This is a genomic window from Methylobacterium dankookense, assembly GCF_902141855.1.
Taxonomy (GTDB): Bacteria; Pseudomonadota; Alphaproteobacteria; order Rhizobiales; family Beijerinckiaceae; genus Methylobacterium; species Methylobacterium dankookense.
Window position 1 is genome coordinate 179,468 of the sequence record NZ_CABFVH010000006.1, and the last position, 24,854, is coordinate 204,321.

General features: G+C 72.7%; 17 protein-coding genes. 8 read left to right on the top strand and 9 right to left on the bottom strand.

Going from position 1 to position 24,854, the window contains the following annotated elements:
- Positions 1 to 51: 51 nt before the first annotated feature.
- A complete protein-coding gene (gene pyrH / locus MTDSW087_RS07775) occupies positions 52 to 771 on the bottom strand; it encodes a UMP kinase (protein WP_144762591.1) in 720 nt (239 codons plus the stop codon).
- A gap of 97 nt (positions 772 to 868) precedes the next feature.
- Complete coding sequence (locus MTDSW087_RS07780; protein ID WP_144762594.1) at positions 869 to 1,270, bottom strand: DoxX family protein; 402 nt, start codon at positions 1,268 to 1,270, stop codon at positions 869 to 871.
- Positions 1,271 to 1,534: 264 nt separating this feature from the next.
- On the opposite strand from MTDSW087_RS07780, the gene tsaE reads away from it, so the two are divergent.
- From tsaE to addA, 4 genes are all read left to right on the top strand, one after another.
- Positions 1,535 to 3,118 (top strand): tRNA (adenosine(37)-N6)-threonylcarbamoyltransferase complex ATPase subunit type 1 TsaE, encoded by a 1,584-nt coding sequence (tsaE, locus tag MTDSW087_RS07785; RefSeq protein WP_144762597.1) that lies wholly within the window; start codon positions 1,535 to 1,537, stop codon positions 3,116 to 3,118.
- A gap of 38 nt (positions 3,119 to 3,156) precedes the next feature.
- Positions 3,157 to 3,891: a nucleotidyltransferase family protein gene (locus MTDSW087_RS07790; protein ID WP_144762600.1), complete on the top strand. Its 735-nt coding sequence runs from the start codon at positions 3,157 to 3,159 to the stop codon at positions 3,889 to 3,891.
- Positions 3,892 to 3,999: 108 nt separating this feature from the next.
- Positions 4,000 to 7,155, top strand: coding sequence for a double-strand break repair protein AddB (addB, locus tag MTDSW087_RS07795; protein ID WP_144762603.1), 3,156 nt, complete (start codon positions 4,000 to 4,002; stop codon positions 7,153 to 7,155).
- Positions 7,155 to 10,601 carry a double-strand break repair helicase AddA gene (gene addA / locus MTDSW087_RS07800; RefSeq protein ID WP_186383773.1) on the top strand — a complete coding sequence of 1,149 codons (3,447 nt, stop codon included), beginning with the start codon at positions 7,155 to 7,157 and terminating at the stop codon, positions 10,599 to 10,601. Before addB ends, addA begins: the two co-directional genes overlap by 1 nt.
- Before the next feature lie 133 nt (positions 10,602 to 10,734).
- Here addA and MTDSW087_RS07805 read toward each other — a convergent pair whose 3' ends face one another.
- Entirely contained in the window at positions 10,735 to 12,054 is a 1,320-nt protein-coding gene (locus MTDSW087_RS07805; protein WP_373322027.1) for a PQQ-dependent sugar dehydrogenase, read from the bottom strand.
- 270 nt (positions 12,055 to 12,324) lie between these two features.
- On the opposite strand from MTDSW087_RS07805, the gene trxA reads away from it, so the two are divergent.
- Positions 12,325 to 12,654, top strand: coding sequence for a thioredoxin (gene trxA / locus MTDSW087_RS07810; protein ID WP_144762609.1), 330 nt, complete (start codon positions 12,325 to 12,327; stop codon positions 12,652 to 12,654).
- Positions 12,655 to 12,826: 172 nt separating this feature from the next.
- Here the strand turns inward: trxA and MTDSW087_RS07815 are convergent, their stop codons facing one another.
- The 4 genes from MTDSW087_RS07815 to trpA form a co-directional block, all read right to left on the bottom strand.
- Positions 12,827 to 13,750, bottom strand: a complete 924-nt coding sequence (locus MTDSW087_RS07815) for an outer membrane protein (protein WP_144762663.1) — start codon at positions 13,748 to 13,750, stop codon at positions 12,827 to 12,829.
- Positions 13,751 to 14,117: 367 nt separating this feature from the next.
- Complete coding sequence (locus MTDSW087_RS07820; protein ID WP_144762612.1) at positions 14,118 to 15,443, bottom strand: bifunctional folylpolyglutamate synthase/dihydrofolate synthase; 1,326 nt, start codon at positions 15,441 to 15,443, stop codon at positions 14,118 to 14,120.
- Between the two features lie 11 nt (positions 15,444 to 15,454).
- Complete coding sequence (gene accD, locus MTDSW087_RS07825) at positions 15,455 to 16,363, bottom strand: acetyl-CoA carboxylase, carboxyltransferase subunit beta (protein ID WP_144762615.1); 909 nt, start codon at positions 16,361 to 16,363, stop codon at positions 15,455 to 15,457.
- 73 nt (positions 16,364 to 16,436) lie between these two features.
- Positions 16,437 to 17,270: a tryptophan synthase subunit alpha gene (trpA, locus tag MTDSW087_RS07830; RefSeq protein WP_144762618.1), complete on the bottom strand. Its 834-nt coding sequence runs from the start codon at positions 17,268 to 17,270 to the stop codon at positions 16,437 to 16,439.
- 211 nt (positions 17,271 to 17,481) lie between these two features.
- Between trpA and MTDSW087_RS07835 the strand changes: the two genes are divergently transcribed.
- The 3 genes from MTDSW087_RS07835 to gluQRS all read left to right on the top strand — a co-directional run bounded on the left by MTDSW087_RS07835 (position 17,482) and on the right by gluQRS (position 20,727).
- On the top strand, positions 17,482 to 19,509 hold the full coding sequence (locus MTDSW087_RS07835) for an ATP-binding protein (RefSeq protein ID WP_144762621.1): 2,028 nt from the start codon (positions 17,482 to 17,484) through the stop codon (positions 19,507 to 19,509).
- 79 nt (positions 19,510 to 19,588) lie between these two features.
- Complete coding sequence (locus MTDSW087_RS07840) at positions 19,589 to 19,858, top strand: hypothetical protein (protein ID WP_144762624.1); 270 nt, start codon at positions 19,589 to 19,591, stop codon at positions 19,856 to 19,858.
- On the top strand, positions 19,855 to 20,727 hold the full coding sequence (gene gluQRS / locus MTDSW087_RS07845; protein WP_238179481.1) for a tRNA glutamyl-Q(34) synthetase GluQRS: 873 nt from the start codon (positions 19,855 to 19,857) through the stop codon (positions 20,725 to 20,727). Before MTDSW087_RS07840 ends, gluQRS begins: the two co-directional genes overlap by 4 nt.
- Before the next feature lie 91 nt (positions 20,728 to 20,818).
- On the opposite strand, the gene MTDSW087_RS07850 is transcribed toward gluQRS, so the two are convergent.
- Positions 20,819 to 21,850, bottom strand: a complete 1,032-nt coding sequence (locus tag MTDSW087_RS07850; protein ID WP_144762630.1) for a PAS domain-containing protein — start codon at positions 21,848 to 21,850, stop codon at positions 20,819 to 20,821.
- Positions 21,851 to 22,058: 208 nt separating this feature from the next.
- Positions 22,059 to 24,098 carry a M23 family metallopeptidase gene (locus MTDSW087_RS07855; protein ID WP_144762632.1) on the bottom strand — a complete coding sequence of 680 codons (2,040 nt, stop codon included), beginning with the start codon at positions 24,096 to 24,098 and terminating at the stop codon, positions 22,059 to 22,061.
- Positions 24,099 to 24,854: the final 756 nt, after the last annotated feature.

The following is a 24,854-nucleotide window of genomic DNA, read 5'->3' on the forward strand; positions in this document are numbered from 1 at the left end:
GTCGGCGCTTCAATGAACGAAAACCGGATCGCCCGCAAACGGATGCGCGCGTCAGGGCACCACGTGCGTGCAGGGCGCGTCGCCCGTGAGGATCGCGGTGATCGAGCTCGGCGCGTGCACCGAGCCGACCACGATCGAGAGCCGGCTCTCGCGGGCGAGCGCGAAGGCGGCCGTGTCCATCACCTTGAGGTCGCGGGCGATCGCCTCGTCGTGGGTGATGCGGTCGTAGCGCGTCGCGGACGGATCCGTCTTCGGATCGGCGGTGTAGACGCCGTCGACCTGCGTCGCCTTCAGCACGGCGTCGCAGCGCAGCTCCGCCGCGCGCAACACGGCGGCCGTGTCGGTGGTGAAGTAGGGGTTGCCGGTGCCGCCCGCGAGCACCACCACCTGGCCCTTGTCGAGGTGGTGGAGGGCGGGCTGGCGCGCGAAGGTCTCGCAGATCGTCGGCATCGAGACCGCCGACATGGTGCGCGCCTGCACGCCCGCGGCGTTGAGCGCCGTCTCCAGTGCCAGGGAGTTCATCACGGTGGCCATCATGCCGAGCGAATCGCCGGTGGCCCGGTCGATGAAGCCGGCCTGCGAGATGCGCGCCCCGCGGATCATGTTGCCGCCGCCGACCACGAGGGCGACCTCGATGCCGGCGGCGATGGTGCGGGCGATGTCCTCGGCGAGGCCGGCCAGCGTCGGCGGGTGCAGCCAGTAGCCGTCCGGGGCGGCGAGCGCCTCTCCGGACAGCTTCACGAGGACGCGGCGAAACGGCGTGTCCGGCATCGAGCCACCTCCTCGTCGCCGGACACGTGATTCCGGCCTGTACGCAAACGGGGCGCTTCTACGTCAGCGCGGGCGGCCCCGTCGAGAGGTCGCGGCCTCAGATCCGCCGGCGCATGGCATCGAGGCTGAGGGCGCCCGGGCCGGCCGCGACGAGGTGGAGGAAGATGAAGCAGAACAGGATCGCCGCATCGCCCCCGTTCAGGGCCGGATAGACGTTCTTGGGCGCGTGGAACAGGAAATAGGCGAAGGCCATCTCGCCCGCGAGCAGGAAGGCGACGGGCCGCGTGAACAGGCCGAGCACGATCAGCGCGCCGCCGACCAGCTCGATCACGCCGCCGATGCCGAACAGCGACAGCAGCGGCGGCGCCGGGTTCGCGCGCGGCGGGAAGCCGAGGAGCTTCTGCGAGCCGTGCGCCAGGAAGAGCAGGCCGCTCATGATCCGCAGCAGCGCCAGGGTATAGGGCGCATAGGGACCGAGCCGCGCGAACAGGGCATCCATCGGGACGTTCTCCGTGAGGGAGCCGCGACTGCTCCCCGGGACGGAGCCGACTGTCAAGCTGCGTGCCGGGACGGTGCTGCCGCTCCGGCGACGGTCCGGCGCTTCGTCACGGCGCGATGATCGGTTAACGATCCTTCGCTAGAGACACTTCGATTGTGGCCTCGCGCGCAGAGTCCGATCGCTTGGTCCGATCGCCTGCGCTTCGGGGAGCGGCAGGGGCGAGGCCGGTCCCAGGACGGCACGCGCGGCGCGGAGGAAGCGGATTTGGACCAGCACGATCCGGATACGCACGCGGCATCCGAGCCGGCTCACGACGCGCCGAAGCCCTGGGAGATCGTGCTGCCCGAGGAGGGCGCCACCGAGGATCTCGGGCTGTTCCTCGCCGAGTTCCTGCTGCCGGGCGACGTGGTCGCCCTGTCCGGCGGCCTCGGCGGCGGCAAGACCACGCTCGCCCGCGCCGTCATCCGGGAACTCACGGGCGATCCCGGCCTCGAAGTGCCGAGCCCGACCTTCACCCTGATCCAGCCCTATGCGGGGCGCGACGGGCGCGCCATCGTCCATGCCGACCTCTACCGCCTGCGCAGCGCGGATGAGCTGATCGAGCTCGGCTTCGACGAGATCACCGAGAACGCCATCACCCTGGTCGAGTGGCCGGAGCAGCTTCCGCCCCGTGACGGGCCGGTTCTCACCGTCGACCTGTCGCTGCGGCCCGAATTCGGCGAGGGCTCGCGCTTCGCCCGGATCGACGGCACCGGCGGCATGCGCGCGCGCATCGCGCGGGCGCGGGCGGTGCGCGGCCTGCTCGTGCGCGCCGGCTGGGACCTCGCCGAGCGCGCCCACATGCAGGGCGATGCCTCCTCGCGCGCCTACCAGCGCCTGACGAATCCCGACGGCACCAGCGCCGTCCTGATGATCTCGCCGCCGCGGGCCGACGGCCCGCCGGTGCGCGACGGCAAGCCCTACAGCGCCATCGTCAAGCTCGCCGAGAGCGTGCACGCCTTCGTGGCCATGGACCGGGCCCTGCGGGCGCTGGGCTTCTCGGCCCCGCGCATCTACGGCGAGGACCTCGACGAGGGCCTGCTCATCCTGGAGGATCTCGGCTCCGAGCCCGTGGTCGAGGGCGGCGCCCCGCGGCCCGAGCGCTATGCCGAGGCGACGCGGCTTCTGGCCAAGCTCCACGCCACCGAGCTGCCCGCCGTGCTGCCGGTGGCGGCCGGGATCGAGCATCGCATTCCCACCTACGACCGCGAGGCCCTGCTCTTCGAGACCGAGCTGATGCCGGAATGGTACGCGCCGGCCATCCGCGGCGTCACGCTCCCGCCCGAGGCGCGGGCCGAGTTCCTCGACCTCTGGTCGCAGGCCCTGGAGGCCGCAATCCCCGCGCGCCCGACCTGGACCCTGCGCGACTACCACTCGCCGAACCTGATCTGGCTGCCGAGCCGCGAGGGGCTGGAGCGCGTCGGCCTGATCGACTTCCAGGACGCGGTGCTCGGCCACCCGGCCTACGACGTCGCCTCGCTGCTGCAGGACGCCCGCGTCGACGCGAGCGCCGAGTTCGAGCTGCGGCTGCTCGGCCTCTACGCCCGCGAGCGCCGGGCCCGCGAGCCCGGCTTCGACGTCGGCGCCTTCGCCACCGCCTACGCCGTGCTCGCCGCGCAGCGCGCCACCAAGATCCTCGGCATCTTCGCCCGCCTCGACCGGCGCGACGGCAAGCCGGGCTACCTCGCCCACCTGCCGCGCATCGAGGGCTATCTGGCGCGCAACCTCGAGCATCCGGCGCTCGGCGCCTTGCGCGCCTGGCACGAGCGCCACCTGCCGGGCCTCGTCGCCGCTGCGCCCCCGCCCTGAGCCCGCCCCATCGACGCCCATCGACCGAGCCTGCCAGCATGAGCGAGCCCACCATCACCCGCGCCCTCGTCCTCGCGGCGGGCCTCGGCAAGCGCATGCGGCCGGTGACGGATACGCGCCCGAAGCCCCTCGTCGCCGTCGCCGGCAAGGCGTTGCTCGACCATGCCCTCGACCGGGTGGCGGAGGTCGGCATCGGGACTGCGGTGGTCAACGTCCACTACCTCGCCGACCAGATCGAGGCGCATCTCGCCGCCCGGACCGGCGAGCCCGCGACACAGGTCTCGGACGAGCGCGACGCGCTGCTCGAGACCGGCGGCGGGGTGAGGAAAGCCCTCGGCCTCCTCGGCGAGGCCCCCTTCGTGGTGCTGAACTCGGATTCGTTCTGGCTCGAAGGCCCGACGCCCAACCTCGCCCGCCTGATCGAGGGCTGGGATGCGGAGGCCATGGACATCCTGCTCCTCGTCGCCCCCACCGCGACGAGCCTCGGCTACGAGGGCGCGGGCGATTTCGTGATGGATCCGGAGGGCCGCCTGGAGCGCCGCGGCGAGCGGGCGGTGGCGCCCTTCATCTACGCGGGCGTCGCGATCCTGAAGCCGGATCTGTTCGCCGACACGCCGGAGGGCGCCTTCTCCCTCAACCTCCTGTTCGACCGGGCGATCGCGCGGAATCGCCTCCACGGCCTGCGCCTCGACGGCCAATGGCTCCATGTCGGCACCCCCGAGGCGATCCGGGCCGCCGAGGAGCGGGTGAAGGCGAGCGCGCAGCAGCCGTGAGCGCTGCACCGCGTTGTGGAACGGACGGGGAACGCTTAGAATAGGGATCCGGCATCGAGAAGCCTGATCCGGGTTCGGTACGGGCCGACGAGATCGCCAAGCTCCACCATGTCCGAATCCCACCTCTTCACCATCGGTCGCGGCGCCCCGTTCCTGCCGACGCTCGCCGACGCGCTGCTCGACGGGCGCCTCGTCGGCGATCTCGGCGCCGATCCGCTGGCGCTCGCGGGCGTCACCCTGTTCCTGCCGACGCGGCGGGCTGCCCGGGCGCTCGGCGCGCTGCTCGCAGAGCGTCTTGGCCCGGCGGCGCTCCTGCCGCGCATGGTGCCGCTCGGCGAGGCGGACGAGGCCGAGCTCGACCTCGCCGCCGAGCCACTCCTGGAGAACGGGCCGGACCCCTTCAGCGCGCCGATGCCGCCGCTGGAGCGGCGCCTGATCCTGGCCCGTCTCGTCCAGGCCTGGGCGGCGACCGTCGACCGCAAGCTGCTGCCGCTCGATGCCGAGGTGCCCTTCCTCGTGCCCTCCTCGCCCGCCGACGCGGTCGGGCTCGCGGCCGATCTCGAAGGGCTGATGGACGCGCTCACCGTCGAGGGCCTGCCCTGGTCGGAGATCGGCAGCGCCGTCGAGGCGGAATATTCCCGCTATTTCGGCCTTACCCTCGATTTCGTGCGCATCGCCGCCGAGAACTGGCCCGGCATCCTCACCGAGCGGTCCTTGAGCGACCCGGTCTCGCGCGCCCGCAGCCTGATCCTTGCCGAGGCCCGCCGCCTCGCCCGTGAGCGGCCCGCGGATCCGGTGGTGGTGGCGGGCTCGACCGGCTCGGTGCCGGCCACCGCCACGCTCATCGCCGCGGTGGCGGGCCTGCCCCGCGGCGCCGTGGTGCTGCCCGGCCTCGACAGCGATCTCGACGCGGCGGGTTGGGACGCCATCGAGACCGGAGACCTGTTCGAGCGCGAGATCGCGCATGGCCACCCGCAGGCCGTGCTGCACCGCCTGCTCGGGTCGGGAAACCTCAACCTGAAGCGCGAGGCGGTCACCGAACTCGGTGCATCCGACATGCATGCCGCTGCGCGCGCAAAACTGCTCTCGCAGGCCCTGCGCCCGGCCGAGACCACCGATGCCTGGGCTCGGCTCGACGGGCCCGAGCGCGACCGCATCGCCGCGCTCGGGCTCGACGGTCTCGCCGTGGTCGAGGCGGCCGACGAGCGCGAGGAGGCGCTGGCTGCCGCGATCGCGCTCCGCGAAGTGCTGGAGCGGCCCGGCGCCACCGCGGCGCTCGTCACGCCGGACCGGGGGCTGGCGGCCCGCGTCGCCGCGGAACTCGCCCGCTGGGGCATCGTCGCCGAGGACAGCGCCGGCACCGCGCTGGCGCAAAGCTCCGCCGGCCGCCTCGCCCGACTTGCGGCGGAACTCGCCGCCGACCTGATCCGCCAGCAGGGCGACGCCATCCCCGCCCGGCTCATCGCGCTGCTCTCGCACCCCCTCGTCCGGCTCGGCCTGCCCCGCAGCGACGTGGTGCGCGGAGCCGCCGCCCTGGAGATCGGGGTGCTGCGCGGGCTCGCTCCCCGGCCCGGCTTCGATGGGATCCGGGCGGCTCTGGCCGAGCAGCGCGCCGCCCCGCCCGAACGCCAGCCCCGGGCGAAACGCCGCCTCAAGGATATCGATTGGGACCTCGCCGCCGGCCTGCTCGACCGGCTGGAGATCGCCTTCGCGGAGTTTCCCGGGGCAGGGGAGGAGGGCGATTGCAACCTCGTGGCGGTGGCCGGCCGCCACCGCGCCACCGTCGACTGGCTCGTCGGTGGATCCGAGGAGGGCGATCCTGAGGAGGCGCCCGCCGACGCCTCGCTCGCCTGCCTCGACGCCCTGTTCGACGATCTCGAGCTGACCGATCCGGAGCTGCTGCCCGGCCGCTTCGACGACTACCCGGCCTTCTTCACGGCGCTCGCCCGCGACCGCACCGTGCCCTGTTCAGGTGCCGCGCCGCATCCGCGCCTACGCATCCTCGGCCTCCTGGAGGCGCGCCTCCTCACGGCGGACCGGGTGGTGCTCGGCGGGCTCGACGAGGGCGTCTGGCCGGCCAAGACCGTCACCGACGCCTTCCTCAACCGGCCGATGCGCGGGCGGGTCGGGCTCGATCCGCCGGAGCGCCGCATCGGCCAGATGGCGCACGATTTCGTGCAGGGTCTCGGCGCCCACGACGCGGTGATCACCCGCTCGGCCAAGCGCGAGGGCGCGCCGACCGTGCCCTCGCGCCTGCTGCAGCGCGTGCGCGCCTTCGTGGGCGAGGCACGCTGGCGCGGCGCGCTCGATCGCGGGCAGCGCGTGCTGGGCTACGCCGCGGCGATCGACGCCCTGCCGCCGCAGCCGCGCCTGACGCAGCCCAAGCCGCGGCCGGACCCGGCCCTGTTCCCGCGTTCGCTGAGCGTCACCGAGATCGAGACGCTGGTGCGCGACCCCTACAGCATCTTCGCCCGGCACGTGCTCGGGCTCGACCCGCTCGATCCGCTCGCGGCCCAGCCCGGCGCGAGCGACCGCGGCTCGATGGTGCACGACATCTTCAGCGCCTTCACCGAGCACTATCCCGAGGCGCTGCCGGATGTCGGCCTCGCCGTCCAGCAACTGGCCAACATCGCGGTGAACGCCTTCTCGGAGATCGAGAACACCTATCCCGAGCTCTATGCCGAGTGGTGGCCGCGCTACGAGCGCATGGCGGCGGCCTACATGCCCTGGGAGGCCGAGCGCCGCGCCGGCATCAAGCGGGTCCATCCGGAGATCTACGGGCGCTGGGAGATCCCGATGGGCCGCGAGACCTTTACGCTCCGCGCCCGCGCCGACCGGATCGAGAGCCGCGCCGACGGCAGCGCCTGCATCGTCGACTTCAAGACCGGCGCGCCGCCGTCGAGCCGAGAGGTCTTCGCCGGCTTCTCGCCGCAGCTCACCCTGGAGGCGGCCATGCTGATGGCGGGCGCCTTCCCGGGCTTCCGCCGCACGGGCACGGTGCCGGACCTCCTCTATGTGCACGCCTCCGGCGGCCGGAAGGCCTTCACCCCGGTGCCGGTGAAGCCGCCGCGGGGCGACGTCCGCAGCGTCGAGGCGATCGTGGCCGAGCATGCCGAGCGCCTGCGCGGGCTCGTCGCCCGGTTCATGACCGGCGAGGCGGCCTACGTCTCCCGGCCCTACCCGAAATACGCCCGCGACTACGGCGCCTACGACCACCTCGCGCGCGTGCTCGAATGGTCGCTCGCGGGCGAGGGGGAGGCCTGATGAACGCCCTCGCCCCCATTCCAGCCCTCGTCGTCGACGCCAAGACGCAGGCCGACCAGCGCCGGGCCGCGGATCCGCATGCCTCGGCCTGGGTCTCGGCCAATGCCGGGGCCGGCAAGACCAAGGTGCTCACCGACCGCGTCGTGCGCCTCCTGCTCGACGGGGCGGCGCCGGGGCGCATCCTCTGCCTCACCTTCACCAAGGCGGCGGCCGCCAACATGTCGATCCGGGTGTTCCAGCGCCTCGGGCGCTGGGTGACGCTGGAGGACGCGGCGCTTGGCCGGGAACTGGAGCAGCTCACCGGCGAGCGCGCCTCGCGCGAGCGCCTGGCCGCCGCGCGCCGCCTGTTCGCCCGGGCGGTGGAGACGCCGGGCGGCCTCAAGATCGAGACCCTGCACGCCCTGTGCGAGCGGCTCCTGCACATGTTCCCCTTCGAGGCGAACGTGCCGGCCCGCTTCGTGGTGCTCGACGAGACCCAGTCCCGCGAGGCCTTCGAGGTCGAGACCGCCAACGTGCTGGCCGACGCGGTGGCCGGGAACCCCGCCCTGAAGGAGGCCCTCGACCGCGTGGCGCCCGAGGCAACGGGCGACGCGCTCCGCGCCGCGATCCGCGGCGCCATGGCCGCGCGCGCCGTGCTCGGCGACCGCGCCGGCCTCAAGGCGCAGTTCGCGAAGCTGCACCGGGCGCTCGGCCTCGCCGCCGACGAGACCGCCGACAGCGTGGTCGCGGCGATCCTCGACGGCGGCCCCGACCGGCTCGCCCTGGCCGGCCGGCTCCGCACCGGCGCCAAGACCGACGAGGCCCTGGCCGACGCGCTCGCCGGTGCCGAGGCCGCCCGCGAGACGGAGAGCGCGCTCGATCTCTACTGCGCGGTCTTCTTCACCGAGAAGGGCACCCCGAAGGCCGACCGCAGCCTCGGCACCAAGGCGGTGCCGGACGAGGTCCGCGCCGCCATGCTGGCCGAGCGCGACCGCCTCGTGCCCCTGTTCGACCGCTTGCGCGCCGCCCGCGCCCACGGCCGCACCGAGGCCCTGTTCACGCTGGCCGCCGAGATCCATCGCCGTGTCGAGGCGCAGAAGGCCCGCCTCGGGGCGCTGGATTTCGACGACCTGATCCACAAGACCCTCGACCTGCTGCAGCGGGTCGGTGCGGGCTGGGTCCTGTACAAGCTCGACCGCGGCGTCGACCACGTCCTCATCGACGAGGCGCAGGACACCAACCCGCAGCAATGGGAGATCCTGCGCCGGATCACCGCGGAATTCGCCACCGGCGAGGGCGCCCGCGCCCTCAACCGCACCCGCTTCGCCGTGGGCGACCCGAAGCAGTCGATCTACAGCTTCCAGGGGGCCGATCCGCGGGAATTCGCGGCCACGCGGCTCGCTTGGCGCGGTGCGGCCCTCTCCGCCGACCTCGTCTTCGAGGATGTGGAACTGGCGCTCTCCTTCCGCTCGACCCGGGCGGTGCTGCGGGCGGTGGACGCGGTCTTCGCCATCCCCGACCATTACCGCGGCCTCTCCTTCGACGACGACGTCACGCAGACCGTGCACACCAGCGCCCGGCCGGCCGCGCCCGGCGCCGTGGAGCTCTGGCCGATCGCCGAGCCGGCGCAGGAGATCGAGCCCGACGCCTGGGCCGCACCCGTCGACGCGCCGGAGGCCGGCGCGCCGGCCATCGTCACCGCGCGCCGCATCGCCCGCGCCGTGCGGGCCTGGACCACGCTCGGCGACGAGTCGGGCCGGCTCTGGCGCCCGGGCGAGATCCTGATCCTGGTGCGCAAGCGCGGGGCGGCCTTCGAGGAGGTGATCCGGGCGCTGAAGGGCCTCGGCGTGCCGGTGGCCGGCCAGGACCGGCTCGACGTCGCCGCCCACATCGCGGTCGCCGATCTCGTCGCGGTCGGCCGGGCCGGGCTGCTGCCGGCCGACGACCTGACCCTGGCGGTGGCGCTGAAGACGCCCCTCGTCGGCCTCTCGGACGACGACCTCGTGCGCATCGCCGCCCGCCGCGACCTCGCCGAGACCCTGGAGGACGCGCTTCATCGCCACGCCGAGGCCGGCGATCCGGCGGCGATCCGCGGGCGCGACGCGCTGGCCGGCTGGATCCGCCTCGCCGGGGCCGAGGGGCCCTTCGGCTTCTACGCGAGCCTGCTCGGGCCGCGGGGCGGGCGGGCCCGCCTCGTGGCGCGGCTCGGCGGCGAGGCGGGCGACGCCATCGACGTGTTCCTGGGCGCCGCCGCGCAGGCCGAGCAGGGCAACGACGCGCCCTCGCTCGGCGGCTTTCTCGCCCGCTACCACGGCTCGGCGGAGGGCCACACGGTCAAGCGCGACATGGAATCGGGCCGCGACGAGGTCCGCGTGATGACCGTGCACGGCGCCAAGGGCCTGGAGGCGCCCCTCGTCGTGGTGATCGACGGTTGCGAGCCGCTCGGGCGCAACGATCCGCCGCTCCTGCCGATGGGGGAGGGGGGGCTGCCCCCCGTCTGGTCGAGCGCCCGCGGTCACGATTGCGCGGCGCTCGCCGCCGCCCGGGTCGAGTTGCAGGCGCGGGGCCGCGAGGAGCACAACCGGCTCCTCTACGTCGCCATGACGCGGGCCGCCGACCGCCTCGTGGTCGCCCCCTTCCGCGGGCGCGACGCCGAGACCGAATCGGCCTGGTGCCGGATGATCCGCGCCGGGCTCGAGCGCACCTATGGCGAGGGCGAGGCGCGGGAGACGGCCTACGGTCCGGTGACCCTGTGGCGCGAGGGGGACGGCCCGGCGGCCGGAGTGGCGGCCGAGGCCCTGTCGGCGCCCGCCCCCGAGGCGCCGCCGGCCTGGCTGCACGCGCCCGTATCGGCGGAGGCCGAGGCCGCGCCGCCGCTCAGCCCCTCCGGCGCGCTCCAGGCGGCGGACGGGCAGCGCCTGATCCCGCCGCGACAGGCCGATGCCGAGGCGCGCCGCCGCGGCATCCTGATCCACGCGCTGCTGCAGCACCTGCCCCGGGTCGAGGGCCCCAAGCGCGCCGAGGCGGCCCGCGCCTTCGTGCGCTCCCGCGCGCCGGGCCTGCCCGAGCCCGCCCGCGCCCGCATCGTGCGCGCGGCCCTCGGCGTGATCGAGGCGCCCGATCTCGCCCCGCTCTTCGCCCGGGAGGCACGGGCGGAGGTCAGCCTGTCGGGCCGGGTGCAGGTCGACGGCGTCTCGCGCGCGGTGCTCGGCCGGGTGGACCGTCTCGCGGTCGATGCGGAGGCCGTGTGGCTGTGCGACTTCAAGACCGGACGCCCGCCGGAGGGCGATGCGCTGCCGCCGGCCGAGGCCGGGCAGATCGCCCTCTATGCCGCGCTCCTCGCCCGGATCTATCCGGGCCGCGCGGTGCGGCCCTGCCTCGTCTGGACCTCGGGACCGGTGATCCGCCCCTTGAGCGCGGCGGAGGTCGCCGCCGCGCTCGCAGCAGCCGGCCTAGAGATCATCTGAAGAACCGGGGATCCCAAAGGGACAAGTCCCTTTGATGGGGTGTCGGGGCGGAGCCCTGAGATCTTCCAGGGCTCCGCCCTGGACCCGCGAGAGGGGTGACCCCTCTCGACACCCGGCTTCCGGTAGGGGCCGGTCAGCCCTCCTTGCCGCCTTCCTTCGCGCCGCCCTTCGGCGTGAGCTTGAGGATCTTGCCGTTCTCCCCGTCGGTGATGGCGTAGACCGCCCCGTCCGAGCCGACGCGCACGTCGCGGATGCGGTCGTTCAGGGGGATGCGCTCCTCGGTGACCACCTTGTCCCCGTCGAGCTTCACCGCGACGATGCCGTTGCTGACGAGGCCGCCGATCAGGAAATCGTCCTTCCAGGCCGGGAACAGGCTGCCCGTGTAGAGCGCCATGCCGGAGGGGCCGATCACCGGGTCCCAGTAATAGACCGGCTGCACCGTGCCGGCCGCCTGGGTGACGCCGTCGCCGATCTTCTCGCCGGAATACTCGATGCCGTAGGTCGCCACCGGCCAGCCGTAGTTGAGGCCCGGGCGCGGCCGGTTCAGCTCGTCGCCGCCGCGCGGCCCGTGCTCGGCCACCCAGAGCCGGCCCTGGCCGTCGAGAGCCGCGGCCTGGACGTTGCGGTGGCCGTAGGACCAGATCTCGGGCTTGGCCTTGTCGCTGCCGGCGAAGGGGTTGTCCTTCGGGGCGTTGCCGTCCGTGTCGATGCGGAAGACCTTGCCGAGCCCGCTGGCGAGGTCCTGCGCCTGTCCGCGCGTCGCCTTGTCGGAGCGCTCGCCGACGGTGAGGTAGAGCTTGCCGTCGCCCGCGGGTACGATGCGCGAGCCGAAATGCTTGTCGCCTTCATAGGCGGGCACCTGCCGGAAGATCACCTTGAAGTCCTCCAGCTTGCCGCCGCCCTTGCCGTCCTCGACGAGCTTGGCCTTGGCGAGCGTCGTGCCGTTGCCCTTCTCGCGCGGCTCCGAATAGCTGAAGAAGATGATGCGGTCCGAGGAGAAGCCCGGGCTCAGCGCGATGTCGAGCAGTCCGCCCTGGCCGCGCGCATCGACCTTGGGCACGCCGGCGACGCCGGGGCCGACCGTGCCGTCCTTGGCGACGAGGCGGATCTTGCCCGCCTTCTCGGTGACGATCATGCGCCCGTCGGGCAGGAACTCCATCGCCCAGGGGCTCGCCAGCCCCTTCACCACCGTGGCGACCTCCACCGGCGTGGCCTCGGCGGGCTTGGGCGCACGGGTCTGGTTCGGCAGGAGCGGCTTGTAGCTCGTGTTCGGCGCCTCGGTCTCGGCGGGGCTCGTACCGGCGCCCTTGGCCGTAGGCGCGCTGAACGCGCCGCCCTCGATGCGCGAGGCCGGCGCCTCCTGGGCGGTGGCGGCTCCCGCGAGGACGAGCGTCAGGGCCGCCGTCTTGGCCGTCGTCCTGGCCGCGAGGGCGATGGATGCGATGCGCGTCACTGGGAAATCCTCCGCGTGCTGGCTCGGGTCGTCCGCGATCCTGGCCGGACCGGCGCGCCCCTGGCCTGTCGGTCCCGGGAGGAGATGGGGCGGGAGGCCCGGACTTCGAGCGTTGAAGGACGTGCGCGGGAACACGACGCATGAGGAATGCGGGCACCGGACATGCCGTTCCCGCAGGTCGCCTTGACCGGGCGTGGGCGGGCGCCCAAGTTCCGGTCCACCCGCGGGGCGGCTCTCTCGTTGCCGCCCGCGTTGAGGAAAGGGACTGTGATGGCGACGGTGAAGGTGACCGACGCGAGCTTCGAGCAGGACGTTCTCAAGTCCGCCGAGCCGGTCGTCGTGGATTTCTGGGCGGAGTGGTGCGGTCCCTGTCGGCAGATCGGCCCCGCCCTCGAGGAGATCTCCGCGGATCTCCAGGGCCGCGTGAAGATCGCCAAGATCAACGTGGACGAGAATCCGGGCGTGGCCGCCCAGTACGGCATCCGCTCGATTCCGACGCTGCTGCTGTTCAAGAACGGCGAGCGCGTGGACCAGAAGGTCGGCGCCGCCCCCAAGGGCGACCTCGCCCGCTGGATCGGCGCGCAGACCGCCTCGGCCTGAGCGCAAGACGCGACACGGGCTCCGCCTCGACGACCGGGGCGGGGTCCGGATCGGACAGCGTGATCCCAGACAGCAGAAAGCCCGGCCTTGCGGCCGGGCTTTCGCGTTTCGAGACCCAGTTCTTTTTTGAGATCGCCTCCGGACCGCGAGGGTCCGGAGGCGTCTGTTCGGCTTAGTACGAGCCGAACTTGTAGTTGATGCCGGCGCGGACGACGGCGAAGGAGTCGTCGCGGCGGATGGTGCCGGTGTTCGCGAAGACCGGGACCAGACCGCCAGCGGTCTGGAAGCCGCCGACGAGCGGCAGGCCGACGCTGTTGCGGTTGTTGCGGTCGAACTGCACGTACAGACCTTCGACCTTGAGCGTCACCGCCGAGGAGCGGAAGAAGTTCAGGAACGAGTCGGTCGGGAGCGCGTACTCGACACCACCACCGGCGGCCCAGCCGGTGACGAAGTCGCTGTTGCGGTTGTTGAAGTTGGTGAAGGCGACGCGGGCGCCCTGGTCACCCGTGGCGTAGGCGAAACCGCCGGTGCCGTAGAACAGGACGCGGTCGGCGGCGTAACCGATACGGCCGCGGACGGTGCCGAAGAAGTCGAGGGTGCTGAGCAGGCCGTCGACCGGAACGAAGCCCGGGTTGATCGCGGCGGCGTTCGTGATGAAGCGGCTGCGACGGCCACCGAAGTCGAGGTACTGGGCGTCAGCCTCGATACCGACGACGATGCCCGAGCCCGGGGTGAACTGGTAGTTGTAGCCGATCTGGCCACCACCGGTGAAGCCTTCGTTGTTGTTGCCGGTGTAGGCGAGGGTCGAGCCGACCGGGCCGAGAATGCCGGCGGTGGTGAGGCCACCGGCCGGGGTCACGACGACCGGGTTGCCGGCGACCGGAACGCCGGCGGCGGTGTTCTGGGTGAAGCCGTTGCGCAGGCTGTCGCTGGCGTCGAAGCCGTAACCGGCGTTGAAACCGGCGTAGAAGCCCGTCCAGGTGAACACCGGAACCGGCGTGAAGACCGGCGGCGGCGCGCGGCGCGGAAGGTCGGCGGCGCTCGCAGCGGCGGTCAGCGCCGTGAACATGGCCAACGAGGTAGCAAGCTTTTTCATTAGTTGTGATCCCCAGCGATAGTGCCCGATCGCTGCGGAAGATAGGTGATTTTCCACAGCCAAGATGTAGCGCGGCTGCCACAGCGCCCGGGACTCGCGGCCGACCCCGGCTTGGAGCGCCAAGGACTTGGTTATCGATCGGCTAACTCTGTATCGGACTGGCACGATCAGAGGAGCGGCCGGCACAGCACGGTCGAGGGGCAGAGTTCATCCCTGGCGGGTACAGTCAGTGCGCTCCGCCGGGCCGGGCGCCGGTCCGGCGGGGAAATGCACGCCATGGCAAGGGCTTGGGGCCGTCCGGCGGATTGCGCGGGTCTTCGCCGCCCGATTCCATGCCCCAGGCGAGGCGATGGAATCGGCCGCCGGATCAGACCGGCGGCGTGCCGTTGGCGGTGAGGACGGCGCCCGCGAGATAGAGCGAGCCGCAGATCAGGATGCGCGGCGGCTGCTCGAAGGCGATGTCGCGTATCCCGGCGAGCGCCGCCTCGATGCTCGGCGCGGTGCGGGCGCTGAGTCCGACCTGCTCGGCGATGCGCGCGACCTCCTCGGGCTGGCGCGCCGCCATCTGGCCGGCGATCGGCACCGCGACCAGCGCACGGGCGAGCCCGACGAAATGGCGCAGGAAGCCCTCCGCATCCTTGGTGCCGAGCAGCCCCACGATGAGCACGAGCGGCACGTCGCTGCGCTCGCCGAGATCGGCCAGCGCGGTGGCGAGGATGCGGCCGCCGTCGATGTTGTGGCCGCCGTCGAGCCAGAGCTCGGAGCCCTGCGGCACCAGGGCGGCGAGGTGGCCGCGGCTCAGGCGCTGCAGCCGGCCCGGCCAGTCGACGTTGCGCAGGCCCGCCTCGAAGGCGGTGATGCCGATATCGCCGAATCCCGCCGCGCGCAGCGCCGCGATGGCGGTGCCGGCATTGGTGAACTGGTGGCGCCCGAGGAGCCGGGGCTTGGGCAGGTCGAACAGGTCGGTCTCGTCCTGGTAGACGAGGCGCCCGCTCTCCTCGTGCACCGAGAAATCCTGGTTGCCGACGAGGATCGGCCCGGCGCCGACCGCCTCCGCGCGGCGGCAGAGGACGGCGTCGGCCTCGGCATAGTCCTGCGGGGCGATGACGGCGGGGCAGCCGCGCTTGAAGATGCCGGCCTTCTCGGTGGCGACCGCCTCGACGGTATCGCCGAGATATTCGGCGTGGTCGCGCCCGATCGGCGTGACCACCGCGGCGGCGACCGTGTCGATGACGTTGGTGGCGTCCACCCGCCCGCCGAGCCCGACCTCGAGCAGGAGCACGTCGGCGGGCACCTCGGAGAAGAGCAGCAGTGCCGCAGCGGTGGTGATCTCGAACACGGTGATCGGGTCGCCCGCATTGGCCGCCTCGCAGCGGGCGAAGGCGTCGGCCAGCCGATCCTCCGGCACGAAGGCGCCCCCGCCCACCGCGCCGAGGCGGATGCGCTCGTGGAATCGCACGAGGTGGGGCGAAGTATAGACGTGGGCGGCGAGGCCCCCGGCCTCCAGGATCGCCCGCATGAAGGCGATGGTGGAGCCCTTGCCGTTGGTGCCAGCCACGTGGATCACCGGCGGCAGGCGCCGCTCGGGGTGGTTGAGACGCGCGAGCAGCTGCTCGATCCGCCCGAGCGACAGGTCGATCGTGCGCGGGTGCAGGGCGAGGAAGCGCGCCATCAGCGCGTCGGAGGTATCCATCGTGCGTCGCCTCAGGCGGCCGCGGGGGCGGGCGCCCCGTCATTCGCCGCGGCCTCCCCGGGCCGGACGTTCATGAGTAGCCCGCAGATCCGGCCGATCGTCTCCTTGAGCTGATGCCGGTGCACCACCTGGTCGACCATGCCGTGGTCGCGCAGGTACTCGGCCCGCTGGAAGCCGTCGGGCAGCTTCTCGCGGATGGTCTGCTCGATCACCCGCGGGCCCGCGAAGCAGATCAGTGCGCCGGGCTCGGCGAGGTGCACGTCGCCGAGCATGGCGTAGGAGGCGGTGACGCCGCCCGTCGTCGGGTTCGTCAGCACCACGATGTAGGGGAGCCGGGCCGCGTTGAGCCGGCGCACGGCCACCGTGGTGCGCGGCATCTGCATCAAGGAGAGGATACCCTCCTGCATGCGCGCGCCGCCCGAGGCCGCGAACAGGACATAAGGCGTGCGCTTGTCGAGCGCCGTCTCGGCGCCGCGCACGAAGGCCTCGCCCGCGGCCATGCCGAGGGAGCCGGCCATGAAGCCGAACTCCTGCGCGGCCAGCGTCATCGGCAGGCCGCCGACCCGTCCGAAGCCGACCTTGAAGGCGTCCTGCATGCCGGTCTTGGCGCGGGCATCCTTCAAGCGGTCGACGTAGCGCTTCTCGTCGCGGAACTTCAGCGGGTCGGCCGCGACCTCGGGCAGCGGCACGTCGATCCAGGTGCCCTCGTCGAACATCATCTTGAGGCGCGCGGCGGCGCTCATCTTGAGGTGATGCTCGGAGCCCGGGATGACCATGTGGTTCCCTTCCACCTCCTTGTGGAAGACCATCTGGCCCGTATCCGGGCATTTCACCCAGAGGTTCTCCGGGGTCTCGCGCTTGAACAGGGTCTTGATCTTGGGGCGCACGACCTCCGAGATCCAGTTCATCGGCTCAACCATTCCGCGCCGCCCGTGCTGTCCGTGAAGGCTTCGATATCGGGGCCGGCGGCCGCGGCCGCCAGGGTTCTGCCGCTCAGGCTGTGCGGGCCGCCGCGCGCGCGCCGGCCGCGAGCTCGCGCACGAGGTCGCTCACCGCCGCGACCGTGCCGGCCTGCGCCCGGCCCTCGCCGTCGAGGGAGCGGTGCAGGGCGTCGACGAGCGCCGAGCCCACCACGACGCCGTCCGCGCCGCGGGCGATCGCCTCGGCATGGGCCCCGCTCTTGACGCCGAAGCCGACCACCACCGGCAGGTCCGTGTGGCGGCCGATGCGCTCGACCGCCTGCGCCACCTTCCCGAAATCCGGGGTCGCCGTGCCGGTGATGCCGGTGATCGAGACGTAGTAGACGAAGCCCGCCGTGTTCGCGAGCACCGCCGGCAGGCGGGCGTCGTCGGTGGTGGGCGTGGCGAGCCGGATGAAGGCGAGGCCCTTCTCCAGGGCCGGCAGGCAGAGCTCGCTGTCCTCCTCCGGCGGCAGGTCGACGACGATCAGGCCGTCGATGCCCGCCTCCACCGCCGCGTCGAGGAAGGCCGCGACGCCGTAGGTGTGGATCGGGTTGAAGTAGCCCATCAGGATCACGGGCGTGTCGGAATCGCCCGCGCGGAAGCGCCGGATCAGGTCCAGGGTCTTCTGCAGTGTCTGCCCGGCCTTGAGCGCGCGCAGGCCCGCGGCCTGGATCGCCGGGCCGTCCGCCATCGGGTCGGTGAAGGGCAGGCCGAATTCGAGGATGTCGGCGCCCGCCCGCGGCAGCGCCTGCAGCACCGCGAGCGAGGTCTCGGGGTCGGGGTCGCCCGCCATCACGTAGGTGACGAGGGCGGCGCGCCCTTCCGCGCGGCAGCGGGCGAAGGTGGCGTCGATGCGGCTCGGCATGGTGCAGGTGCTTGTCGGTTCTGGCCTCTCCCGGCCGCGCGGACGCGACGCGGGATCAAGCCGCCGCGCCTACACCATCGGGGCCGGCCCGTGAAGCGCGGGGCCGTCCGCGCATCCCGGCAAGCTCCGGTTAAGCGCCTTTGCCAAGGGCTCCTTCAGGCTCCTCTGCGATCCTGGGGCCGATCGGCGCTGCCGCCGGGAGAGGCCCCGCATGGACATCGTCACCCTCGCCGCGCTCCTGGCCGCGGGCTTCCTCGCGGGCGTCGCCGCCGCGGTCGCGCTGCTGCGCCTGCGCCGCGACGCCGCCTTCCGCGAGGAGCCCGAATCCGAGCACCTGCACGACCGGATCTGGCGCATCGCCGAGAGCGAGGAGCGCTACCGCTCCCTCGTCGCCGCCACCATGGACGTGATCGTGCAGCGCGACGCGCTCGGGCGCATCACCTTCGCCAACGAGGGCTTCGCCCGGCTCATCGGCCGCACGCCCCTCGACCTGATCGGCGCGAGCGCCGACCTCGCGATCCTGGAGCAGGGGGCGGTCTCGGTGGGCCCGGACGGGGTCCGCCGCGCCGAGCGGCGGATCCGCGGGGCGGACGGCACGGCGCGCTGGTACGCCTTCGTGGAGATGCCGGTCGGGCGCCCGGACGAGCCGCTGCAATGGCTCTGCGCCGGCTGCGACATCACCGGCCGCGTCGAGGCCGTGCGCTCCCTCGACGACGCGCTCGCCAAGGCCGAGGCCGCCAACGTCGCCAAGTCCCGCTTCCTCGCCACCGTCAGCCACGAGTTCCGCACGCCGCTCAACGGCATTCTCGGTATGACCGACCTCGTGCTCGCCACGGGGCTCGATGCTGAGCAGCGTACCTATGTCGAGGCCGTGCGCACCAGCGGCAAGGCGCTGCTCGGCCTCATCGACGGCATCCTCGACTTCTCGCGGATCGAGGCGGGGCGGATCGACCTCGCCGCCGAGCCCTTCGACCCGGCCGCCATCGCCGAGGGCGTGGTCGAGCTGCTCGCGCCCCGCGCCCAGGACAAGGGCATCGAGATTGCCCTCGACGTCGCCGGGGACCTGCCGCAGAGCATGATCGGCGATGCCGACCGGGTGCGCCAGATCCTGCTCAACCTCGCGGGCAACGCGGTGAAGTTCACGGGGAGCGGCGGCGTCGGCGTGTCGCTGTCGCTGGTGCCCGAGGGCCTGTGCCTCGCGGTCGGCGATACCGGGCCCGGCATCCCGGAGGAGCGCCTGCCGATCCTGTTCGAGGAGTTCGAACAGGGCGACGGCAGCGCGAGCCGGCGCCACGAGGGCACCGGGCTCGGGCTCGCCATCACCCGCCGCCTCGCCAGCCGGATGGGCGGGCGCGTCGAGGCCGAATCGCGGCCCGGCCGCGGCTCGACCTTCCGCGCCGTGCTGCCGCTGCCCGCGGCCGGGGAGCCGGCCCGGGACCCGGCGCCCATGCTCGGCGGGCAGCGCGTGCTGATCGTGGCCGATTCGCCCTTCCAGGCGCCCTATCTCGCCCGGGCGCTCGCCCGCGCCGGCGCGCCGGCCGTGATCGTGGGCGACCTGAAGGCCGGCCTCGACGCGCTCGCGGGTGCGCGGTTCGACGCGCTCATCGCCGACCGGGCGCTCGGCGACGAGGCGGTGCGGCGGCTGGCCGACGAGGCCCGGCTCTGCGGCGTCGCCAGCCGGGTGATCCTGCTCTCGCCCTTCGACCGGCGCGAGTTCGGGGCGCCGGCCGCGGCGGGCTTCGGCAGCTACCTGATCAAGCCGGTGCGCGCCCGCTCGCTGATCGAGCGCCTGCTCGCCCCGGCCGCCCCGCGGGACGCCGCGCCCGCGCCGGCGCTCCCCGCCCCGCCGCGTCCGGCCGCGCGCCGCCGGGTCCTGCTCGCCGAGGACAACCCGATCAACGCGCTGCTCGCCACCCGCGCCCTCGAACGGCTCGGCGCCGAGGTGGTGCACGCCGCCGACGGGCTGGAGGCCCTGGCCCGCTACGTCGAGGCCGGGCCCTTCGACCTCGCCCTGATCGACGTACGCATGCCCAATCTCGACGGCCACGAGACTGCCCGACGCATCCGCGCCGCCGAGGCGGGCGGGCCCGTGCACCTGCACCTCGTCGCGCTCACCGCCAATGCCGGGCGCGAGGACGAGCGCGCGGCGCGGGAGGCCGGCTTCGACAGGTTCCTCGCCAAGCCCCTCGACCTGAAGGCCCTGCCCGGCCTGCTGGAGCGCGACGCCGCGGCGGCGTAAAGGGGCGCTCGCTCCACGGCGCGCCCTACATCGGCCCCGCGCGTTGACAGCGCGGCGGCACGCGACGAACAGGACGGCCATGGCACAGGACGCATCTCAGAATCGGGACGGGTCGAGCGGCGCGCTCGCGGCCTGGGGCGTGGTCGTCCTGACCGTGGCGACGGTGCTGCTCGGCGCGCTCCTGCCCGGGCACCGGCCCGCGGCGGTGTCGCCCGCCACCGATTCGGCCTGTCTCGAATGGAGCGACGGCTGCCAGGTCTGCCAGCGCCACGCCGAGGGGCCGGCCTGCTCGCTGCCCGGCATCGCCTGCACCCCGGGCGAGCCCCGCTGCCTGCGCCGCGGCGGGTGAGCGCCGCCCATCTCCGCTTCGCGCCGAGCCCGAACGGGCGGCTGCATCTCGGCCACGCCTATTCGGCGCTTCTCAACGCGGTGATCGCCGAGCGGCTCGGCGGCCGGCTCTCGCTGCGCATCGAGGACATCGACCCGGTCCGCTCCCGGCCGGAGCTGGTCGCGGCGATCGCCGACGACCTCGCCTGGCTCGGCATCGCGTTCACGGGCCCGGTGCGGCGCCAGTCGGGGCACATGGCGGATTACGCCGCCGTGCGCGACCGGCTCGCGGCGCGCGGCCTCGCCTATCCCTGCTTCTGCTCCCGCGGGCAGATCCGCGCCGCCGTCGCGGCCGACCCGCCCTGCGACCCTGATGGGGTGCCCCATTATCCCGGCACCTGTCGGTCCCTGAGGCCGGCGGAGGCGCGGGCGCGCATCGCGCGCGGCGAGCCGCATACCTGGCGTCTCGACATGGCGCGGGCGCTGGCGGAGGTGCCCGCCGCCCTGGCCTATACGGCCTTCGATCCCGAGGGCGGGGAGCGCGCCGTCCCGGCCGATCCGGCCCGCTGGGGGGACGCGGCGATCGCCCGCCGCGACGTGCCGACGAGCTACCACCTCGCCGTGGTCCACGACGATGCAGGCCAGGGCATCACCCATGTGGTGCGCGGCCGCGACCTGGAGGCGGCCACCGACCTGCACCTGCTCCTGCAGCGCCTGCTCGGCCTGCCGAGTCCGCGCTACCACCACCACGCCCTGATCCTCGACCCCGCGGGCGACAAGCTCGCCAAGTCCCGCGGCTCGACGAGCCTCGCGGACCTGCGCGCCGCGGGCGCGACGCCGGAGGACCTGCGCGCGCAATTGCGCGGCATGTCCGGGTTCCCAAAGGGATGATCCCTTTGGCGGGGTGCCGGGGCAGGGTCCCGGCATGGTCTCGGGCTCCGCCCGAACCCGCGAAAGGGATGATCCCTTTCGAAACCCGGATCTAGCTGTCGGCGGTCAGGGGCATGCGGAGCACGGCGCGCGTCCCGGTCGGTGCCGCCGCCGACCAGATGAGCGGCGCGTTGAGCTGGCGCGCGAGCATGCGCACGATGGTCGTCCCGAACGAGGTCTCCTCGCTCTCGGTCTCGGGCATGCCGGGCCCGTCATCGGCGATCTCCAGGCACAGATGCCCGTCCTCCTGCCGGATGCCGACCGTGATCCGGCCCGGCCGCTTGGCGAAGGCGTGCTTCAGCACGTTGGTGACGAGCTCGTTGACGATGATCGCGAGCGGCGCGGCCTTCTGCGCCGAGACGCGGACCGGCTCCAGGTCGAGCACGACCGCGATGTCGTCCCGGCCCGTGGCGCCGACGAGGTCGGTCACGATGTCCTCGATGAAGTCGGCGACCGAGAACCGGGTGGCGTCGTCGGACTGGTGCAGCCGCCGGTGCAGGGTCGCCAGCGCCTCGATCCGGCGCAGCATGGAGGACAGGGTCTCGCGCAGGCCCTCGTCCGACACCCGGCTCATCTGCAGCGCGACCAGGGCTGAGACCATCTGCAGGTTGTTCTTCACCCGGTGGTCGATCTCGCGCAGCAGCGCGGTCTTGGCCTGCATCTCCTGCCGCCGCTCGGTCACGTCGGCCTGGGCGGCGAAGAAATGGCGCAGCCGCCCCGCCTCGTCGAAGACGGGGCTGATCGAGAGCGCGTTCCAGAACGGGGTCCCGTCCTTGCGGTAGTTCAGGATGTCGATCTTGATGTCGGTCCGCGCGCGCAAGGCCGCCGCGATGCGCCGCCGCGCCTCCGGATCCGTGCCGGGCCCCTGGAGGAAGCGGCAGTTCCGGCCCTCGATCTCGTGGCGGGCATAGCCGGTCAGCCGCAGGAAGGCGTCGTTGGCGAAGACGATGGGGTCGTCGTCCCGGTACGGATCCGTGAGGACGACCGGGAGGCGCGTGGCATGCAGGGAGGCGGCGAAGGGATCGAAGCGGACCGCGTCGTATGCCGGACGCTCGGCCGCCAGCCCGGTCGCGGGCAGGGTCATCGGATCGCTCTCCGGTCCCGGCCGCTCAACGGGACGGTCGGACCAACGAGGGCAATCATCGGGGACGGCCTAGACTTGTCAATCGCATACAATGCGCCGAACGACAGTTTTTTCCGCGTAGAAATCGGGACTTCCAGCCGACGATGCTGAAAACTGCACAGCTTCTGCAGCCATGGGCGGCGCGGCCCCGGGATGATCGCCCCGCGCCCTACCGGACGGCGGCGTCGCGCTGCGCCATCGCGGTGGCGCTCTTCGATTGCTGCATCTCGGCCTCGATCACCTCGCGCTGGCGCTTGAACTCGGCGAGCAGGCGCCCGTCGAGCTCGCGCCCGCGCGGCACGCGGATCTTCATCGGATCGACGAAGTGGCCGTTGATGATCACCTCGTAGTGCAGGTGCGCGCCGGTCGAGAGGCCGGTCGAGCCGACATAGCCGATCACCTGCCCCTGCCGGACCCGGGTGCCGGCGCTGATGCCGCGGCCGAACCGCGACATATGGTTGTAGGTGGTGACGTAGCCGTTGATGTGCTGGATCTCGACGCGGCGCCCGTAGCCCGAATCCCATTCCGCCTTGATCACGGTGCCGTTGCCGGCCGCGACGATCGGCGTGCCGATCGGGTTCGCCCAGTCGACGCCCGTGTGGAGCTTGGCGTAGCCGAGCACCGGGTGGCGGCGATAGCCGAAGCCGGAGCGCATGATGCCGTCGGCGATGGGCTTGCGGATGAGGAACTTCTTCAGCGAGCGGCCCTGCTCGTCGAGATAGTCGATCGAGCCGTCGTCGGGCGACTGGAAGCGGTAGATCTTGCGCACCTCGCCGCCGAGATTGAGCGCGGCGTAGAGCAGGTCCGGCCGCTCCGCGCTCTGCCCGCCTTCCTCGTCGTAGGTGTAGAACACGTCGAGGCTATCGCCGCCGGTGATCCGGCGCTGGAAGTCGAGGTCGTAGCTGAACACCCGCACCACGTCCTCGACGGTGGCGCGCGGCACCTCGTGCTTGGCCGCCGTCTCGTAGAGGCTCTGGTAGAGGCGCGGGCCCGAGCCGTTATCCTCCTCGTCGTCGTCCTCGCTCGTCTCCGCCGCGGGGGCGGGCTTGCGGGAGGGCGTGTCCTCCCGGGGTGGGGCGACCGAGACGAAGGCCGCGCGGTCGTTGATCGCCGCGATCCCCTCGATGCCGTTCTCGCCGTAGAGCACCACGCGCGTCACCTGCCGCGGGTCGCTCGGCTTGGCGCCGGGGGCGATCTGCACGCGCAGGCGCTGGCCCTCCACGAGCGCGCCCGTGCGGGCCTTGCCGCCGAGCGCGGTGACGATGCCGCGGATCTGCTCGTCGCCGGCAAAGCCCGTGGCCTTGAGGAGCGCCTCCAGGGTCTCGCCGCGTTTCAGCGCGAGGTCGCGCTCCTCGACGAGGGGCGCCTCGCCCGTGCGCAGCTCGACCTTGGCGAGCTTGGTCACGTTCTCGGGGACGACCAGCACCTCGATCGCCTTGAACGGGTTCTCGCGTCCCGCGGCCGGCGCGGCCGGCTCGGCGGCGGCCGATTGCAGGGTGCGCGAGAGCATGATCTGCGGGGCGATCGGGATGGCCGCGCGCCGCCCCGCCTCGGCCGCGATGCGGCGATCCTCCTCGACCTGCGCGGTCACGGCGTCGTCGCCGAGCGCCGGGGCGTTCGCGTCGACGCTCGCCTCGGCGAGGCCGCGCTTGACCACGCTCACCTCGGCGCCCGGCGCGTCGGCGGATCCGGGATCGGGCGCGCGCTCGACGGGCTCGTCCGAGACGAACTTCATCGGGTCGAAGGGCGGAATGTCGGTGGCGTAGAGGCCGGTGGTCTGGGCGAGCCCGGCGGTGATCCGCACGAAGGGCTTGACCTTGATGATCTCGCGGTCGCCGAGCTTCACCGTCACCGGGGCGCGGAAGCTCTGCTTGGCCGAGGCGATCATCACGTTGCGCACCAGCCGGTCACCCTTGCGGGCGAGGTTGGTGCCGCCCTCGCTCGGCTGGGGCCGGGCGGGAACCGTGACGCGCTCGGGGATCGCCGCGAACGAGGTCTCGCCCTGGAGGGAGACGTGGAGCGCCGCGCCGATCAGGCCGGCCCCGGTCAGGCCGGTCAGCGCGCTGGCGCAGAGCCAGCGCAGATTCACCGCCCGCCGGTCGATCCGCGCGGCCTCGGGCCCGAGCAGGTCGAGCGGCGGCTCGATCCCGTGTGCCGGCCCGCGGGTCGACGCGCCGGGAACACCGATCTTCAGGCGGTCACGCGTCACGAAGGCTTCCCGGTCCGGCTGTCCTGTCTGGCGATGAAGACCATGTCGGGGGATACGGTGTCGAGATTGAGGCTGAGGCGGGCGCGGGGCAGCGCCGCGCGCCTGTCACCCGGCAAACCCGTCATAGAGGAGCGATCTCCGCTCCTCCCATTCACCTACTTCACTGAGGCGCCGCACAAGCTGCCTCCATGGAGAGCCCAAGGGGGGCCGGCCTCTGGGCGTGTCATGGTGGTGTCGTTGAAATTTCGCGGTCCTGTCGTTTGGGGAGTTGACGGGCCGGCGGGCGGTCCGTATACCCCGGTCATCGGCGCCGGGCCGCACCGCTCTTCAGCGGGTTGCGGTGGTGTCGCTTCTTCTGAGATTGCTGGCGGGACGATCTGGCGGGAGCCGGGTTTGTCCGCGTCTGCTGTGTCTGGAGAAGGGTGTGGGCTTCGTTTTGGCCTGTCTGGTTTTGCCGCTTCGGCGGTGGTTCTGGCGGGGATGAGGAACGGAGTTGACACGGTCGAGCGAGGGCCTTAAACGCCCTCCACCGCTGAGACGGACCTCTCCTTGGGGCGGTCGGTAGCACGGTTCTCCAAGGCGGGCAAGCGGATTTCGGGGTGGATACCTCGGGTTTCGGGCCTGGTGCGGAGCAGGACTTTCCGGGGGTGACCCCGGCGCTCTTTGACAAGTGAATGACGAGAAAGAGAAGCGTGGGCGGCGTTTGTCCTTGCGGATCTGGATTGGTGGCTTCGGCTGCTGGTCTGGGTCGTGAGA